The organism is Mesorhizobium kowhaii (assembly GCF_003253745.1).
In the GTDB taxonomy this organism is placed as follows: Bacteria; Pseudomonadota; Alphaproteobacteria; order Rhizobiales; family Rhizobiaceae; genus Mesorhizobium; species Mesorhizobium kowhaii.
Genome location: NZ_MZXV01000009.1, coordinates 20402 through 36508 on the forward strand (window position 1 = coordinate 20402; position 16107 = coordinate 36508).

Below are 16107 nucleotides of genomic sequence, written 5' to 3' on the forward strand. Positions count from 1 at the left end.
GTTCGCACCCCCTCATCCAATAGGAGCATGCCCGCCGACGGCCGAAAGGATGTCTCGTCCAAGCTTGGGGCGGTCTTGTATTCTGTAAGGTGCGTCCTGCTCGGGCGCTGACGAGAAAGGTGGGCTGCAAGATGCCGCTGACCGCATTCAGGCTCGCGTTCCGCGAGGATGTCGACGAAAGACGGTTCGGCCGCCTGGCTCGTCTTCTCAAGGTCATTCAAGTGGAAATCGAGACGGAATCCGCGGCACTCCGTCCGTCTGTGGAAAGGATGACGGACTGCGCCGCATTCGCTTTGGAGGCGATGGAAAATGGCGAGAGCCCCGAACGCATGTCCGCGCGGATCGATGCCCTCGCCCGGAACCTGGCACTCAGCCGCGGACGGCAGGTCTTGCTGGAACAGCAGATGTCATTTGTCGACAGGACGAGAGCAGGGCTGCCGTGCATTCTCCCTTCCCATAGGGCGTAGGGTCCATACGCCCTATGGCGGCGTTTACCTTCCGGGGCGCAGGCGTAATCTTTCGCGGCAGTCTGGGATCGCGGGGCCTCGGCTTTCAATGAAAACATCGGACGAATGTCATCGACCGCCTGCATGGGGACGGCGTGCACGCAGGATCTCCCCGCACGCCTGCAGGAGAAGTTGAATGAACCGCATGTTCCCCAATCAATGGCCTTCGACAACGGAGCAGCAGGCTTCCGCCGGCCAGGAGTTCATTGGCCTCTCCGACATAACCGGATTTCTGCGGCGCTATATTGGAACCATCGTCGCCTGCCTTGCCGCGGCTTTCTTGGTGGTCGGGTTCTACATTTTGACCACCGACCCAACTTTCACCGCCAGCGCACAGATCCTGATCGAGCCGAAATTGCCGCAACATCTGCAGGAGGGCGGCGAAGTAAATCTGTCATTGGACACCGCCCAGGTGGAAAGCCAGATCGCAGTTATGGAGTCGGAAAAGATCGCTGCGATGGTCCTCGACCAGTTGAAACTTGTCGACGACCCCAAGTTCAACCGTCCACAGGTTCCGATTTTGCTGGAGAGATTCAGGAGGATAGGAGCAGTCCTGCTTGACGCTTCCGGGCTCCGGAAAAGCGCCCGGTTCACCTCACTTTGGGAGTATTTCGGCATCGGCGTGCCTGAAACGCCTGCGACGCTGACCGAGTACCAAAAGGCCCGCCGCACCATGTCGATTTTCAGCAACGGCCTCGACATCCGCAGAATCGGCGTTTCCTACGCGATAGACATATCCTTCACCTCTCCTGATCCCGAGGGTGCAGCCAGGATTGCGAACGCCACGGCCGATGCCTTCGTGCGTGAGCAGATCGAAACCAAGGCCGACGCAGCAAAGGAAGGCGGCGTGTGGCTCGAGACGCGCCTTCAGCAGCTGCGCACCCAGATGAACGAGGCCATGGCGAAAGCGCAGGAATTCCGTTCACGGCATGACTATAGTGTCGGGGATGAAGCCAAAAGGGAAGACGGTGCGGGCGCTGTGCCAACGCTCGAAGAACTTGAGGTGACTGCCGAAACCTACCAGAAGATGTACGAGAGCTTCCTGCAGGCCTACACCAACTCGGTAAGCCAGCAGTCGTACCCGGTCGCCGACGCAAGGGTGATCACGGCTGCGACGGCGCCGCTCTATCCGAGCGCTCCAAAGCCGAAATTGATGCTAGCCTTCGCGGCGGCTGCCGGGCTCATTCTCGGCATCGGACTTTCGTTTGTGAGGCATACGTTCGACTGGACCATAAGGTCGCCACGACACATCCGGGACCTGGGTGTCGAATGCGTCGGAGAGCTGCCGCCCACCAGCAGAGGATGGGAATCCGGCCGCGTCGACGAAGTGGCAAAATATCCGCACTCCCGATACAGCCAAAGCCTCAGGAAAGCGCGAACCGAAATCAGCCTTGCGGAAACCAGCCGCCCGATCAAGTTACTTGGGTTGACCGCTGTATCCAACGACAGTTCGAAGAGTTCGGTCGCCAGCAATCTTGCCACGCTTTACTCGAGGTCCGGCCTGAAGACGTTGGTGATTGACGCCGACGTCCGCCGATCGACCATGACCACGCGGCTGCTCGGCCCATCGGGCGCCTTCGACAGACCGTGCCAGGACCCTGTCCGGCTCAACATCGTCCGCGCTCCTGGGCGGCCGTTCGACGTGCTTCCAAGTTCGGTGGTGGGCGCCCGGCACCTGCTGGCACCAGGCAATATGGAGGCGTTCCTCTTGGAACTGACCGCTAGCGACCTTGCCGCCTACGAACTTGCCGCCTACGACATTGTCATCCTGGACCTGCCGACGCTTGCCTCGGGAGCCGACGAACTGATTGTCGGATCCGTTCTGGACGGCGTCGTAGTCGTTGCCGAGTGGGGCAAGACACATGTCGAAACGCTGCGGGAACTTGTCAGGACGCTGCAGGCCAGCAGGACGCCCATCCTTGGCGTGCTCCTGACGAAGGCCCGCGCGATGAAATCCAAGCACCGCAGAGCATGAAACTGGCGAGATATTCCTCCTTCGGAAGTCGCAAAAGCGTGTAGGGGGATCATTCCTTGGGATTAGGGGGATAGCCCCGGAGCGTCACGCTACCTCCTTTGCCTTTCTTGCCGACAAGCCCCGACCTTGGAAGAGTGACGAGAACAATTCAGACAGCAACCGTCCCATGACAACAAACGCATTCGAGTCACATCAGGGAACCCCGATCTGGGTTCAGCCATCATTACCCGTGGCGGCTGATAACCGAACGGCAGTCCTGCATGTTGTTCCTGCGCCCGACCACAACAGTGCCGGTGCAGTGTTGACAGACCTGTCGCCCGCCATCAGGGCGGGAATGACGATCCCTCCTATCGGAGGTCTCCTGAAGCGGATCATGGATCTGGTCATAGCGGCCACGGCGCTTGTCATGGCTGCGCCAGTGATGATCGTCATTGCCCTGCTGATCAGGATGACGGCGGGAGGCCCGGCAGTGTTCTCGCACAGCCGTATCGGGTTCGGCGGAAAGCCGTTCGATTGCTACAAGTTCCGCTCGATGGTTGCCAATTCGGAAGAAGTTCTGAAAGCATATCTCGATGCCAACCCTCATGTCTGCAAGGAGTGGGAGGAGACCCACAAGATCAGGAATGACCCCCGCGTCACGCTCCTGGGGTGGATGCTCCGTAAGTCGAGCCTCGACGAACTCCCCCAGCTCTTCAACATCATCCGCGGCGACATGAGCTGCGTAGGCCCAAGGCCCATCGTAAAGGACGAACTCAAACGCTACGGCGACCACCTGGGAGAATACCTTCGGACAAGGCCGGGACTCACCGGTCTCTGGCAGGTGAGCGGAAGAAGCAGCATGGACTACGCCAACCGCGTGGCGCTGGACAGCCAGTATGTGCGGAACTGGTCGGTCTGGCTCGACATCGTGATCTTGTTCAGGACGGTTTTCGCAGTGATGCGCTTCGACAGGGCTTCCTGAAGTCCCGACCGGTCACCCTTCCTCCCGCTTCCAGTGGGCGGACAGGGACAGGCCGATCATGTAGGCGCAAGCCAATACGAATGCCAGGATCAGGAATTTGGTGACGGTCACATGGCCGGGCAACCCAAGGCCATTCCAGGCAAAGCTTCCGATCACAAGCAGCGCAGTCGCCGCGATCAGGGCGGGAGCCTTGAACCGCAATCCCATCAAAACGCCTGCCGCCGATACAGCGATTACACTCATGAGCACCGACATCTCCAGTGATACCCGCAGGACTGATCGCCTCACTGCGGCAGGGAAGGTTTCGTCAGCGTGTGCTCACTGATATGCGGCCTCAAAGTGCATGGCAAGTGCTAGGGTCATTGCATAGTTGGTCAGCTTAGGCATCGAGCTAAGCTAGCCCTGCGCTTGCGGTGTTCTTCGTCCTTCCCTGCGGCTTCCAGCTGCCGCGATTTGGCTTCCGAAGCCCATGCCAACCAAGCGCTTGCAATTCAAGAGCCGGCGAAACGTGGTGATTCTCTATGGTGATCGATCGACAAGCGAAGGGGGCAGCGAGCTGCCGCCTTCGCTGAACCATGCAAGCTTGATCAGTTGGTGCCCTGAACCGGAATCGTCTCTGCCTGCACATTGCCGCCTGCAGGTAGGGCGGCCAAGCCGGACTGCGGCGGGGGGATCTCGATCTTCACGGTATCGCCTGGCTCGATCGGCGTCGTTTCCTCAGCCGTGAGTTCTTCCGAGCCGCTCTCCGTCGTCCTCACGATCTTAAAGATCGGCTTGGCCCTTTCGGAGCGCTCTCTAAGGGCGAGCAGAGCAGGGGCCGTGACCTCGGTTTCGTGCAGCAACTGCACCGCGGTGTCGGCCTTGCTGGTTACTTCATTGAGCTGCAGCTGCGTCTCGCGCAAGGCCGCGGCGACTTCGCTGGCTTGGCTGTTGCCGAGGTTGAGGATCTCAATATCGGTCTTGCTTATCTCCTGCCTGACTCGCAGGAGCGAGGTCTCGGCAGCCAACTTTTCGCTCTGCATCTGTGCGACAGTTCCCTCCAGAGAGAGTTCCCGCGGTGCAACCGCCAGCCCCTTCGAGACAAGGGCCGAAACACCCGCGAGTTCCTTCTGGATGAGTTCGATCTGTTTGTCGTGGAAGGTCAGCTGTTCTTCAAGCGAGGCCAGTTCCTTTTCCAGGAAATCCCTGAGTTCGTGGAGGGCACGGAGTTGCGTCATCATCGCGTCCTTGCGGACGGCGAAGATCTTGCGTTCCTGCTCCATCGCCACCGCAATCGTCTCGTTCGAAGCCCTGTCTTTCAGTTCCGCAGGGAAAGCGATGTCGTCGCTGCCAGCCAGTTCGGATTCCAGCCGCGCTTTGCGCGCGAGCAGACTGACGTTGCTCAGCGCCAACAAACCCACGTCGCCCTGGCCCGCGATGACTTCACGCTCAAGCCTCGACATGTCTTCCTCGCGCGTCCGCAGGCCGCCGGCGATTCCCAGCGCCTGCAGCACCGTCAGTCCGGGCCTGTAGGGAAATTCGCCGGGCTGCGTGACGTGGCCGACTATGTAGAACGGCCTGTACTGGACAATCTCGACGGCGACATCCGGCTGGCGGCCAAGGCCCATGTGCTGCATCAGGCGGTCGCCGATCGCGCGGGCGAGGTCACCGGGGGCGGTGCCCTGCGCGCGTATCTGGCCGACAAATGGAAGGAAGAGCGTGCCGTCGGCACCGACAATGAAACTGTCGTTGAGCGCCGTCCATTCGAAGATCACGTCGCGTGATGCGCGCCATTCGTAAACCTTGAGCCTGACCTTGTCCTGAGGTCCGAGGAGGTACTCGGCAGCCACCGTCGGCAAGGGGCAGGCCGCTGCCGCTGCCAATGAAGCCGCCGCCACCGTCACAAGCCATTTCCGCATTGTCTTTCCCGCCGTCAGATTTTCAGGATGTATTCGGGTTCGATTCGTCCCATGGCGATGTGCCGGATCGCCAGCATGTTGCCCCTGAGCCTGCCCCTCCGATCGATATACGGCTCGGGCCGCAGGCTCTTTGCGAGGTTGGCCGCAATATTCCTGAACATCAGGGGAAGCGCGAAGGAGGCCGGAACGGAGCCCTTCTTGATCAGGTAGATCGCATTCGCAACCTGGGAGTAGCCGAACCGCTCTCCGCTGACCCGCCCTGTCTTGATACCGAGATGGACGCCCGTGATTGCGGTCACGCAGACCACCCGACCTTTGGATCTCATTTGGCTGGTGAAGTCGATGTCTTCCTGCCAGCCGTACAGGACGAGGCGCTCGTCGAAGCGCAAATCGCCCACAAGCGAGGAACGGAAGGACATGTTGCATCCGTATGCTCCGACATGGTCGACCACCGACGGTCCATCATGTTTTTTGCCCTCGTTTTCCCGCAAGGCGGCTTCGGCATTTTCCCAAGTGAGGCCGGCATTCGTGGCCCCGTCCCTGACGACCTTGCCCATCACCACCGCCCATCCGTCATTTTCCACGAAAGCTTTCTCGACCTGCTCCAGGTATGCGGCGCACGGAACGAAATCGTCGTCGAAGAATGTGATGATGTCGAAGCGCCCCAGGGAAGGTACGAGAGCCCTGTTCCGCTGGGCAGCCAGTCCCTTCGGTCCGAAAACGAGTGACACCGGGAAAGGACAGCTTTCCGGCAGTTCGACATGCGTGGCGTCGGGCGCCGACAATATGACCTCGTCGGGAAGCCTCGTCTGGCCGCCCAAATACCCGAGCAGGCGCGCGACCTGTCCGCTGCGGCCAAGGGTCGGGATGATCACTATGAGTCTCATGCTCGATCCAGTTTCGGTTCCGCCGAACCTAGACCGGCGAGTGGACCGAAACAGCCTGCATAAAAGGAGACGGGAGGAGCTTGGCCTACCGCCGGACACAGGCTTTCGGAGTATCCCCGGTGAACGACCACAGCCATAAGTATTAGACAGGCATGCGCCCGCAGCAGTCTGTAACCGATCGGACAACTTGCCGGAGCAATGACATGGAATGGAGACTGACGGCCTGATGAGGCTAGGGGGAACCATGCTCCACGAACGCTCTTCCGATTTGGCCATCGCGGCCAAGGTCGATATGCCCATCGAGGAGTTGCCGGCCGCGCCGGGGCCTGGCGTCGACAGGTACGCGAAGATAGCGATCGTTCATGACTGGTGCCCGAATTTCCGGGGAGGGGAAAGGGTTCTGGCGCAAATCTGCAAGCAGTTCCCCAATGCTGAAGTCTTCACGCTTTTCGATTTCCTGCCGCTCGAGGTGAAGGAGCAATATTTCCACGACGTGGAATTCCATACGTCCGCGGCCAACCGGATCCCGATGGTCCAGAAATTCTATCGATCCCTCTTCTTCTTTTGCCCCTTCCTGATCGAACAGTTCGATGTGACAGGCTACGATGCGGTGATCTCGTCTTCGGCCGCATTTTCGCGTGGCGTGATCACCAGGCCGGACCAGCCGCATCTCTGCTATGTGCACAGCCCCGTCCGCTACGCCTGGGACGAGCAGTTTTCCTATCTTCAGCAAGGACGGCTTGGCTTCGGCCCCAAGGGAATGCTCTATCGGTACATGCTCCATCGCCTGAGGACGTGGGACACGAGAACGGCGCACGGTCCGGACCTGATGCTGGCGAATTCGAATTATGTCCGCTCCCGAATCCAGCACATTTACGGGCGCGACGCGCGCGTCGTTTTCCCGCCGGTTTCACTGGCAGAACTGCCCTGTGTCGAGGACAAGGACGATTACTACGTTTCGGCGTCCTTCCTCGCCCCTTACAAGCGCACCGACCTTGTCATCCAGGCCTTCAACGAGATGCCGTCGCGGCGACTGGTCATCGTTGGCGAAGGGCAGCAATCAGCCAGCTTGCGGGCGCTTGCCGGTCCGAACGTCACCTTCTCGGGTTACCTGCCCCGGAAAGACTATGTGGACACCCTGGCGCGGGCGAAGGCGATGGTCTTCGCGGGCTGCGAGGATTTCGGCATAGCGCTGGCCGAGGCGCAGGCCTGCGGGACGCCGCTGGTCGCGTTCGGCCGCGGCGGGGCCGTGGACATCGTACAGCGCCTGGGATCATCCCCCGAGCCGACAGGAGTACTGTTCAAGGCTCAGACGGTCGATCACCTCAAGGAGGCAGTCGAACGGTTCGAAGAGAACAGCTACGCCATCGCGCCCCGCGCTTGCGCCAAAAATGCAGGACGTTTTTCCGAAGAGAACTTCGACCGCGCGATCCTGGAATCCCTCGGGGCCGTGCAGGCACTTCACGAGATCATGTGAATTCGCGAGCCCTGACGACCTTCGTTTCCATATCGACGCCGTCTGCGGCCGCCATCGCCTCGAGATAACGCAAGGCCGTCGCCCTCCAGCTGTATGCCGAGGCTCTCGCCCTTCCCTTGCCTATCATCTGCAGTCGCAAGGCCTGAGAACCGCGAAGCTGCACGAAACTGTCGAACCATGCGTCCTGGTCGTCGGGAGGTGCAAACAGGGCTGCACTGCCGCAGACCTCAGGCAGGCTGGCGCGGTCGGAAACCACCACAGGGCAGCCGACGGCCATCGCCTCGAGGGCTGGAAGACCGAAGCCCTCGGTGAGCGAGGGGAATGCCAGGCATAGCGAGTCCCTGAGCAGGGCCGCCAATTCGCCATCGGAAATGCGGCCGAGCCAGTGGATGTTTGGAGCTTCGGTCCTGGCTGATCCTGACCTAAAGACGCGTGAATCCGACATGCCGACGATCGCGATTCTGAGTCCGGCTTCGCCAAGACGATCAGCCATGTTCAGGAGGAGATCCACATTCTTGTGGGGTGCGGCACTGCCGATCAGAACAACGGTTTCCCGCGAGGCCGCCAGCCGTGTCTGTGCTGAGTGTTCAGGCTTCCACCGCAAAGCATGCTCATGGCCGTTCGGCGCTACGAAAGCCCGTTCTGCCGGGATGACGCCGCGGCGAACCAGTTCATCCAAGGAGTAATTGGAAACGGTCGAGATACCGCACGCCGTCTTGCCGAGGCCGGGCAACAGGTTCCTGTAAAGAAGCCTAAAGGCAAGGGAATAGCTCTGCGGAGCATTCCAGACGTTTGCATCATGGATGCAGACGATATGCTTGCGGGACAGCAGTGGCCCGGTGTTGCAGAGGCTGAGCAGTCCGCTGCCATCGAGCGATGAGGGGAGTTGCGCCTGCTCCCAGACATGCCCGCTCGTGCGGCCGATCTCGCGACGTTCGATGAAAGCCAGGGGGATGTCCTCGGACCCGGACGGACAGTGCAGTCTGAGCTCGAGGCCGCGGGCGAGGGGCTCCTGTTCGGCGATCAAGGCGTCGAGAGAATGCACGACCTCGCGCGCATAACGCTGGACGCCTGTTGTCGGCTGGGAAAGAAAACGCCCATTGATCGTCCAACGTCGCGCCATGCCGTCCCCCTTGAAACCTTTAGTGTGGAGCCGCGAAGACGCCAGGTCACCATGGCCATCGGGTCATCCGGCTAAGCGGGAATCATCCGGATAGGCGAGGTTGGACAGCGTGCCTACCTCAAACGTTTGAGGGCCTTAGTGCTCCCGGGAATGCTAGTCTGACCCAGGGTGCCGAAAGGATCGGGGAAGGGTGGACATGGGCAAACTCGAGTTCGACACGACAGCGTCGCCACCACCAAGACCGGCCAGACAGGTGAATGGACACCGCGCCGACACACCCCTGGCCAGATATGCTGCCGCCGGCGCCGAATTCCTGATCGGGCATTCCGCTCGGGTGTGCGTGGACCGGGAAGCGCCGAGACGACGCTGGACGATAAATGGAGACTTCACGACGCTTCGGCCGACCGGAGTAGCCCGTTACGCCCGCGAGGTCACCTTGGCTCTCGACGCCCTCATTTCGGAAGGGCATCCCCTCGGTCGCGACCTGGAGATCGATCTCGTGGTGCCGCGCCCGCTTTCCGAACCTTTGCGCCTCAATGCCATCTCTGTGCGTGTCGTTCCCGAATTCAACAGGCCGCGACTTCCCCAATTCTGGGTGCAGGCGCAGTTGCCCTGGCATGTGCCGGGAGGATTGCTGAGCTTCTGCAATCTCGCTCCGGTCGTGCTGAGGCGCCAGATCGCGTGCATCCACGACATGCACACCAGGCTCATGCCGTCGAGCTACGCGCGGGGGTTCCGGTGGGCGCACCGCCTGATCCTGCCGGCACTTGGCAGGCGGGCCGCCCGCATCACCACGGTCTCGCAACTCTCGCGCAGCCATCTGGTCGAGTTCGGGATCGCGCCGGAGGAAAACATCGTCGTCACCTACAACGGCAGCGATCATGCGAAGAGATGGGATGCAGCGAGATCGTCTCTGGCCGTCGACCGGGGCCGGCCGTATGTGCTTTGCCTTGGGAGGCGGGACCAGGAATACAAGAACATGGGGCTTCTCGCCAAGCTGGCCCCACTCCTCGACGCGATGGGTCTCGACCTCTGGATGCCAGGCGATGTCGACGAGACCACGGTCCTGAGGTACGTCCCGGAAATGCCCGGAAACATCGTCCTCCCTGGCCGCATAGGCGATGACGACTTCAAGAAGGCGCTCGAAGGCGCCCTGTGCTTCCTGTTCCCGTCACGGATCGAAGGCTTTGGGCTGCCCGCTGTCGAGGCGATGGCTTCGGGCTGCCCGGTCGTGGCCTCGACATCGCCGTGTCTTCCCGAAATCTGTGGGGATTCGGCCCTCTATGCCGATCCCGACGACGTCCAGTCGTGGGCCGAAGCCATCCGCCTGCTGATGCTCGCCCCAGACTTGCGGCAGCGGTTGGTTACTAAGGGGCACGCGAGGGCGAGCAGCTATTCCTGGCGGTGGATAGCGTGGAAATACCTCGAACTCATGATTCAGGTCGACGCCGATTTCGGGGAGTTCGACAGTTGAGCGGCAACCGGTCTGCGGCAGGAACCCTATGAAGGGACCGACCTTGCTCTTCGAAGCCGTCGCTGGAAGCTTCGACAAACCTGACTTAGGGAGGCCTCCCAAAGCGCTGCCTCAGCCAAAAAGGTGTGTTGTCCTGCCCATAAGGTGAAGCGAGGAAACGAGTACTGGGTTCTATACTAGGGGTCATTAGCATTCATTCAATGACGGGTGTGTTGGCACCTCATCCGAGAATGGGTGTGGATTTCTGTTCACTGAAATCGAGAGCGAACGGTTCGCTATGCAATCCCAAAATGCGCAAGTTGAAACCTTGCTTGAACGTCATGTCCAAGAGCAACGACGGACCAAGGGCTCCGACCTTGCGCGTGTGGCGCGGAGCACAAGGCGACTTCGGATTGGCCTGATAGGGCAGTTCGGCGTCGGTAACTTCGGCAATGACGGTTCGCTTGAGGCAATGATCGACACTCTGAGGCGCATCTGCCCAGAGGCCGAGCTTGCCGTGATTTGCACACGACCCGAGACCGTCGAGAGGGTCTTCGGCTTGAAGACAATCAAATTGACGCGGCCGGGTATCCAGTCGCATTGGCTTGACCGGGCGAACCGCATGCTCGGTCGTGTCCCATACAGGATATGGGGACTAATTCGGGCCTTCCTCAAACTTCGTGGTTTTCATGCTGTCGTAGTGCCCGGAACCGGCGCGTTCGATGATTTCAGCGACACACCATTGGGAATGCCTTACGGCTTTCTCAAATGGTTGGCGATGGCGAGGTTGCGCGGCTGCGTCGTCGCATTTGCGAGCGTCGGGGCTGGGCCTGCTTACCACCCCCTCTCTCGTCTGTTCTTCGCCTGGGCAGCCCGTTGCGCCTCATACCGTTCGTATCGTGACGGAATTTCGCGCGATTTCATCCGATCCCTCGGAGTCAATGTTGCCAGCGACCGGATTTTCCCCGACCTTGCTTTTGGTCTTCCAATTCCAACAGTCGAGCGTGAGATTTCGGAGACCACCGTCGTTGGCGTGGGCGTCATGAACTACCGTGGCCGCACGGGTGGAAGTGAAGCAATTTATAACGCGTACATTTCCAAGCTCGCGGAGTTTGTCGCACGCATTGTGATGCGAGGCTTCGCCGTTCGACTGATCCTGGGCCAGGACAATGACGAGGCCGCGGTCGTCGATATCTTCGAGCGGCTCCGCGGCATGGTTTCTGAGGCTGACTTGGCCCGGGTCATCTATAGTCGGTCTGCATCGCTCCACGACGTCATGGCCCAAATGCAGACCACTGACGTCGTCATCGCAACCCGATTTCACAATGTTGTTTGCGCCCTGCGGGTGGGTCTGCCTGTCATATCTCTTGGATACCTCGAAAAGCATGACGTGCTTGCCGCAGACATGGGCCTATCGGCCTTTTGCGCCAACGTCGAAACGTTCAGCGTCGAATGGCTTGAGTCGCGGCTCGACTCGCTCCTTGCAGAGCGGGAAGCGCGAGCGCAGCAAGTTCGCGAAAGCGTTCTGCAGTACAGGCGACAACTTATGAACCAAGAAGATCTCTTCCGAACGCAAGTTTTCGACGTGCGGTGTCTTGGCCGCTCTCGTAAAATGAAATCTGGGGAGGCTGACATAGACGACGAAAAGATCCGTGAAGGCAACACCCGAAGTTAGGGTCGACAGACAAACAGAAATTCTTCCACTCTCAACAAATTTGGAGGGCTGATCAATGCCGATGGTCGACATTCTGATTCCAAACTACTGCTACGGGCGTTACTTGCCTCAGGCCGTCGAAAGCATCGTTCGGCAGCAGGTAGAAGATATCAGGATTTTGATCATAGATAATGCTTCAACAGACGATAGCGTCGATGTTGCAAAAAAACTGGCAAGGCAGGACAAGCGCATAACGCTTGTGGCGCGTGAAAAAAATCTCGGGCTGCACGCTTCGTGGAATGAGGGTCTAGACTGGGCCAGTTCCAAGTACGTTGTGATTCTTTGCGCCGACGATTTGCTCGTCGATGGCTGTTTTCACCGCGCCCTGTCGGTTCTTGAACGGGTACCCGATGTTTCTTTCGCATGCGGAGCCGAACTGGCATGGCACGAGGACCGGCCCTTTCCAATAGTGGAAAATTCGGACGTAGGGGATTGGCGATTTCTATCCATGGAATCGTACGCTTTGGCGCGGTCGCTCCCGAGTAGGGTTATTTTTGGGTTCGGCGCGTCGCTGATCAGAACCTCCGACCTCAAACGGGTCGGCCATTTCCGGTCGGAGATATCCTACAACGAAGACGTGGAAATGTTTTTGCGGCTCTCGCTGCATCGCAGAGTGGCGGTGACCAACGCGATCCATGGAATAAGGCGGGAACACGGCGCGAATATATCTGCGGTATTCTGGCAAGATCCCAAGCGCGACATGGTCGAAAAGAAGATCGCCTTCGACAGTTTCTTTTCGAACGATGCAGCAGGCGTACCCGGGGTGGAACAACTGCGGCGGAATGTGTATCGAAACCTTGGAAAGCGTGCGTACTGGTCTGGCCTGTCACACATCGCCCGCGGCCAGCGGGCCGCCGGCTTTGATCTCCTCAGGTTTGCGGCTGAACTCTCGCCCAGCCTGGCCTACATTCCGCCGATTGACTACCTGGCCCATGTTCCCAACCCGCTAAGCCACATCCGCTCACGCCTGGCGGAGGCCTGGGGCCAGCATTGACAACGACGTCTGGCATGTGGCCGCCGATGTGGATCCGTTGTCTCGGATCGGATGCCGTCTTTCATCCGCGCAAAGGATAGCCCATGACCGAAAGGCGCATCGGTGTCGTTTATCTGACTGACGGCAGGCGCGATGACCTGACTTATGCTAGCGCCGTGGCGTTGGGATTGAGCCATTCGCGGGAAATAGACATCCATATCGTTCAATCCGGATTCCGCTCGGCGCCCCCGCCGGCGGTGCTCAGGGTCCTCCAGGCAAAGGGCCATCGGCTGGCGACCCACACCCTGTCGACGGTCGACCGGGGCCTATCCGGGCACGGCCATATAACCTCGACGGCATATGAAAAAGCCGAGGCGATCGCCACGGTTTCGGGCGAACACGATGTCGTCTGTTACCTCGACAATGATACGCTTGCCATGTCGCCTTTTGATCTGGCAGCTGCTGCCCCGAAGACACAACCTCTCGCCGCCGTGCCCGACCTCTCCATATCCACAGGTTTCGACAATCCCGCATTCTTCGAAAACTGCGACAGACACGGCCTCGAACGGCGCTACTTCAATTCCGGCTTTATGGCCATCAATGTGTCTCGATGGATTGGGTCGGGAATTCCCGAACGGTACGATTCCGCCGTCAAGGAACATGCGGACTTTTGTCCCTATTGGGACGGGTCATGCATCCATATCGACCAATGCGCCCTCAACATCGCCGCCAATGGGGCATGGGAGACGCTTCCTTTGGAATTCAACGTGCAGAAGTCCGCATTCCAGACAGCCTATTGGGATCGGGCATTGATCCGCCACTATACGGGGCCGGAGAAGTTCCTGCCGGCGGTGGCACATCGCATCGACAGCAGGGAACGGTCTGTACTCGGCCGCATATCGTGCAACTGCGGGGAGCTCGGGCTGAATATTCCTCCTGCGTATCTGGGGTTGCCCTACAGGGTCAACAGATTGCGCAGGAGAGCGGATCGGACCAAAATTTCGAGACTATTGGACGGCTTTCTTGCGGTTTGAGGTCCTCCGTCTGAGCATGTCCTCCCGTTGATTTGCCGCGAGTTGGTGGTGCGGGATCTCGGACAAGTTTCGATATCAACCTACCGAAACCCGTGCCCGCCGGAGTGCCGGGAAAATCTTGATGATCTCATCAAGCAGGGGATGCCGGGTGATGATCAATCCGGCCGACCACCCCCCGAACGCCGACAATGCCGCTGCAGCGGCTTCCATGTTGGAGAGGCCGAAGCCGGAACTGGAGATCCCGATGGCTGCGAGGGGAGGGGCCGCACTCGCGAAGGCAACAACAGCACTTTTCCATAGCGCTGCGGCGATGTCCCTGCGTTTCAGTCCCAGCCTGCGCCGGACGAAGCTCAGGGCAATACATGCCTGGAAGGGAACGGTCACCAGCATGCACCAGGCGGCTGCCTGCAAGCCGCCGAAGACGACGGCTACGGAGAGCAGAATACCGGAAAACGGGAAGACGATCAGTGCTCGGATGAACAAGTCGCGGATCGCTCCAAGTGCAACCATCACGGGGTAATTGAGTTCGAAGCTGAACGAAAAGAGCAGCGCGATTGCGACGACCTGCACCAGGGGTGCGGCTTCGGTCCACTGGTGACCGAGCACGATGTCCACGATCGGGTACGCCAGAACCGACAGCACGAGGAGCGCGGGCCAGTGGAGCGCGGTTATGAGGGAAAGGGCGGCTAGATAGGGACGCTTCAAATCCCTGCCTTGCCTGACCTCGGCTGAAAAGGCGGGCAGCACGACCGCCACGGCACCTCCGATGACCAGTTTGTCGGGTATCTGGCCGATCCAGAGCGTCCTGCTGAACAAGGCTGCCGCATTCGGCGACACGACGCGGCCCAACAGGAGTAGGGGCAGGGCGTCAAAGATGCGGAAAAGCATGGTGATAACGCCGTTGTATCCACCGAATGAGATCATTCCGCGCCAATTGGCCAGGGACGGCCTGAACATCCAGAAATGGGGGCATAGGGCGAGGGCGAGGCCCGCGGCAAGACCACTGCCGATCAACCAGCCCCAGGCGAAGCTCATATAGCTGAAGCCCGCCAATGCCAGCGCAATTGTTGCTGCAGAGTTCGCCACAGCTCCCGTTATGTCGATGGCCGCGATCTTGCCGAAGGACATCTCCCTCCGCAGGAGAGCGTTTATCAAGGTGAAAGAGGTGTCAAGGAAGAGACACACCGAGATGACCCTGAAGTAGGGAACGAGGTTCGGCTCGCTGTAGAACGAAGCCAGGAAAGGGGAAGCGACGACGAGAGTGGCGGCGATGACGCCGGTGAGGATGAACATCACCGTAAAGGCACTGCGTATATCCTCGCGACTGAGTTCCTCGCGCTGGATGAGGAAGCTCGAACTGGAGAACTCCCTTAGAGACAGGGCAGTCGCCATGATAGCCATGCCGATCACTGACACCCCGATCTCCTGGGGTGTCAATATACGGGAGACCAAGGCCGCAGTGGCAAAATTCGTCACGAGCAGGACGTAGCGTTCACCCACGCTCATCAAGAGTGCGCGTTTTACCGAAAGCATGAGTGTCCTTTCCAGGTGGCCCGGCCGCCTGCGTGCCGACGGATAGTCCGACAAACCGGGTTGAAGGTCAGGACGTCCAATAGGCTAGGGAATGACCACCGACTAAAGCGGTAGCAGGGAGGCGACTACCCGCGTGATCGGACCACTTCCTGGCCAGTTCAGGATTGATCGGACTGGATAAAATAGGACGCAAAGAGCCCCAACCCCATCCACCGGAGGGATGAATTGTATTACCGCAGGGGGCACTTAGGGTGGGCACCCCTCTTCTCATATGGTGGAATGGGATGAACCGGCAAAATCGCGATCTAAGTGGGCTTCAAATACTTCGCGCTATCGCCGCCTTTGGCGTCATAGTTCGCCATACCCTCGAGATGTCGAATGGATCGGAAGCTGGGCGGTTCAGTCCCGACTGGATAACAGCATCTGGCGCCGCAGGAGTAGATCTGGACCTTGGGGGTCGACCAACGCCGGTGAAATGATGCGGCCCTACGCGGCCTTCTTCACGCCCAACCGCTCGGGCACGTCGGTGAACTGCTGCTCATTCGCGACATCGGCGTCGATGTCGGCGCCGCT

General features: G+C 59.8%; 14 protein-coding genes. 8 read left to right on the top strand and 6 right to left on the bottom strand.

Annotated elements, in window-relative coordinates; genetic code table 11:
• Positions 1–131 precede the first annotated feature (131 nt).
• From B5V02_RS01000 to B5V02_RS01010, 3 genes are all read left to right on the top strand, one after another.
• Entirely contained in the window at positions 132–467 is a 336-nt protein-coding gene (locus B5V02_RS01000; RefSeq protein ID WP_146605996.1) for a hypothetical protein, read from the top strand.
• A gap of 184 nt (positions 468–651) precedes the next feature.
• Positions 652–2481 carry a GumC family protein gene (locus tag B5V02_RS01005; RefSeq protein WP_245445574.1) on the top strand — a complete coding sequence of 610 codons (1830 nt, stop codon included), beginning with the start codon at positions 652–654 and terminating at the stop codon, positions 2479–2481.
• 373 nt (positions 2482–2854) lie between these two features.
• A complete protein-coding gene (locus B5V02_RS01010; protein ID WP_111542423.1) occupies positions 2855–3442 on the top strand; it encodes a sugar transferase in 588 nt (195 codons plus the stop codon).
• A gap of 12 nt (positions 3443–3454) precedes the next feature.
• On the opposite strand, the gene B5V02_RS01015 is transcribed toward B5V02_RS01010, so the two are convergent.
• From B5V02_RS01015 to B5V02_RS01025, 3 genes are all read right to left on the bottom strand, one after another.
• The gene (locus tag B5V02_RS01015; RefSeq protein ID WP_146605997.1) at positions 3455–3685 is read right to left on the bottom strand and encodes a hypothetical protein; all 231 of its coding nucleotides are present in this window, start codon (positions 3683–3685) and stop codon (positions 3455–3457) included.
• Between the two features lie 344 nt (positions 3686–4029).
• On the bottom strand, positions 4030–5325 hold the full coding sequence (locus tag B5V02_RS01020) for a polysaccharide biosynthesis/export family protein (protein WP_245445573.1): 1296 nt from the start codon (positions 5323–5325) through the stop codon (positions 4030–4032).
• A 29-nt stretch (positions 5326–5354) separates the two neighbouring features.
• A complete protein-coding gene (locus tag B5V02_RS01025) occupies positions 5355–6227 on the bottom strand; it encodes a glycosyltransferase family 2 protein (protein ID WP_111542415.1) in 873 nt (290 codons plus the stop codon).
• Positions 6228–6471: 244 nt separating this feature from the next.
• Here B5V02_RS01025 and B5V02_RS01030 point away from each other — a divergent pair, with 244 nt between their 5' ends.
• Positions 6472–7704, top strand: a complete 1233-nt coding sequence (locus tag B5V02_RS01030) for a glycosyltransferase (RefSeq protein WP_111542424.1) — start codon at positions 6472–6474, stop codon at positions 7702–7704.
• Here the strand turns inward: B5V02_RS01030 and B5V02_RS01035 are convergent.
• Positions 7697–8731, bottom strand: a complete 1035-nt coding sequence (locus B5V02_RS01035) for a glycosyltransferase family 4 protein (RefSeq protein WP_342633842.1) — start codon at positions 8729–8731, stop codon at positions 7697–7699. The two genes, B5V02_RS01030 and B5V02_RS01035, sit on opposite strands and share 8 nt — an antisense overlap.
• A 292-nt stretch (positions 8732–9023) precedes the next feature.
• On the opposite strand from B5V02_RS01035, the gene B5V02_RS01040 reads away from it, so the two are divergent.
• Positions 9024–10301, top strand: a complete 1278-nt coding sequence (locus tag B5V02_RS01040; RefSeq protein ID WP_111542417.1) for a glycosyltransferase family 4 protein — start codon at positions 9024–9026, stop codon at positions 10299–10301.
• Between the two features lie 220 nt (positions 10302–10521).
• On the opposite strand, the gene B5V02_RS41335 is transcribed toward B5V02_RS01040, so the two are convergent.
• Complete coding sequence (locus B5V02_RS41335; protein ID WP_245445578.1) at positions 10522–10881, bottom strand: hypothetical protein; 360 nt, start codon at positions 10879–10881, stop codon at positions 10522–10524.
• Here B5V02_RS41335 and B5V02_RS01045 point away from each other — a divergent pair.
• The 3 genes from B5V02_RS01045 to B5V02_RS01055 all read left to right on the top strand — a co-directional run bounded on the left by B5V02_RS01045 (position 10774) and on the right by B5V02_RS01055 (position 14001).
• Entirely contained in the window at positions 10774–11955 is a 1182-nt protein-coding gene (locus B5V02_RS01045; protein WP_245445577.1) for a polysaccharide pyruvyl transferase family protein, read from the top strand. The two genes, B5V02_RS41335 and B5V02_RS01045, sit on opposite strands and share 108 nt — an antisense overlap.
• 55 nt (positions 11956–12010) lie before the next feature.
• Complete coding sequence (locus B5V02_RS01050; RefSeq protein ID WP_111542419.1) at positions 12011–12988, top strand: glycosyltransferase family 2 protein; 978 nt, start codon at positions 12011–12013, stop codon at positions 12986–12988.
• Between the two features lie 83 nt (positions 12989–13071).
• Entirely contained in the window at positions 13072–14001 is a 930-nt protein-coding gene (locus B5V02_RS01055; RefSeq protein ID WP_111542420.1) for a glycosyltransferase family 8 protein, read from the top strand.
• A 75-nt stretch (positions 14002–14076) separates the two neighbouring features.
• On the opposite strand, the gene B5V02_RS01060 is transcribed toward B5V02_RS01055, so the two are convergent.
• Positions 14077–15534, bottom strand: a complete 1458-nt coding sequence (locus tag B5V02_RS01060) for an oligosaccharide flippase family protein (protein WP_111542425.1) — start codon at positions 15532–15534, stop codon at positions 14077–14079.
• Between the last annotated feature and the right edge of the window lie 573 nt (positions 15535–16107).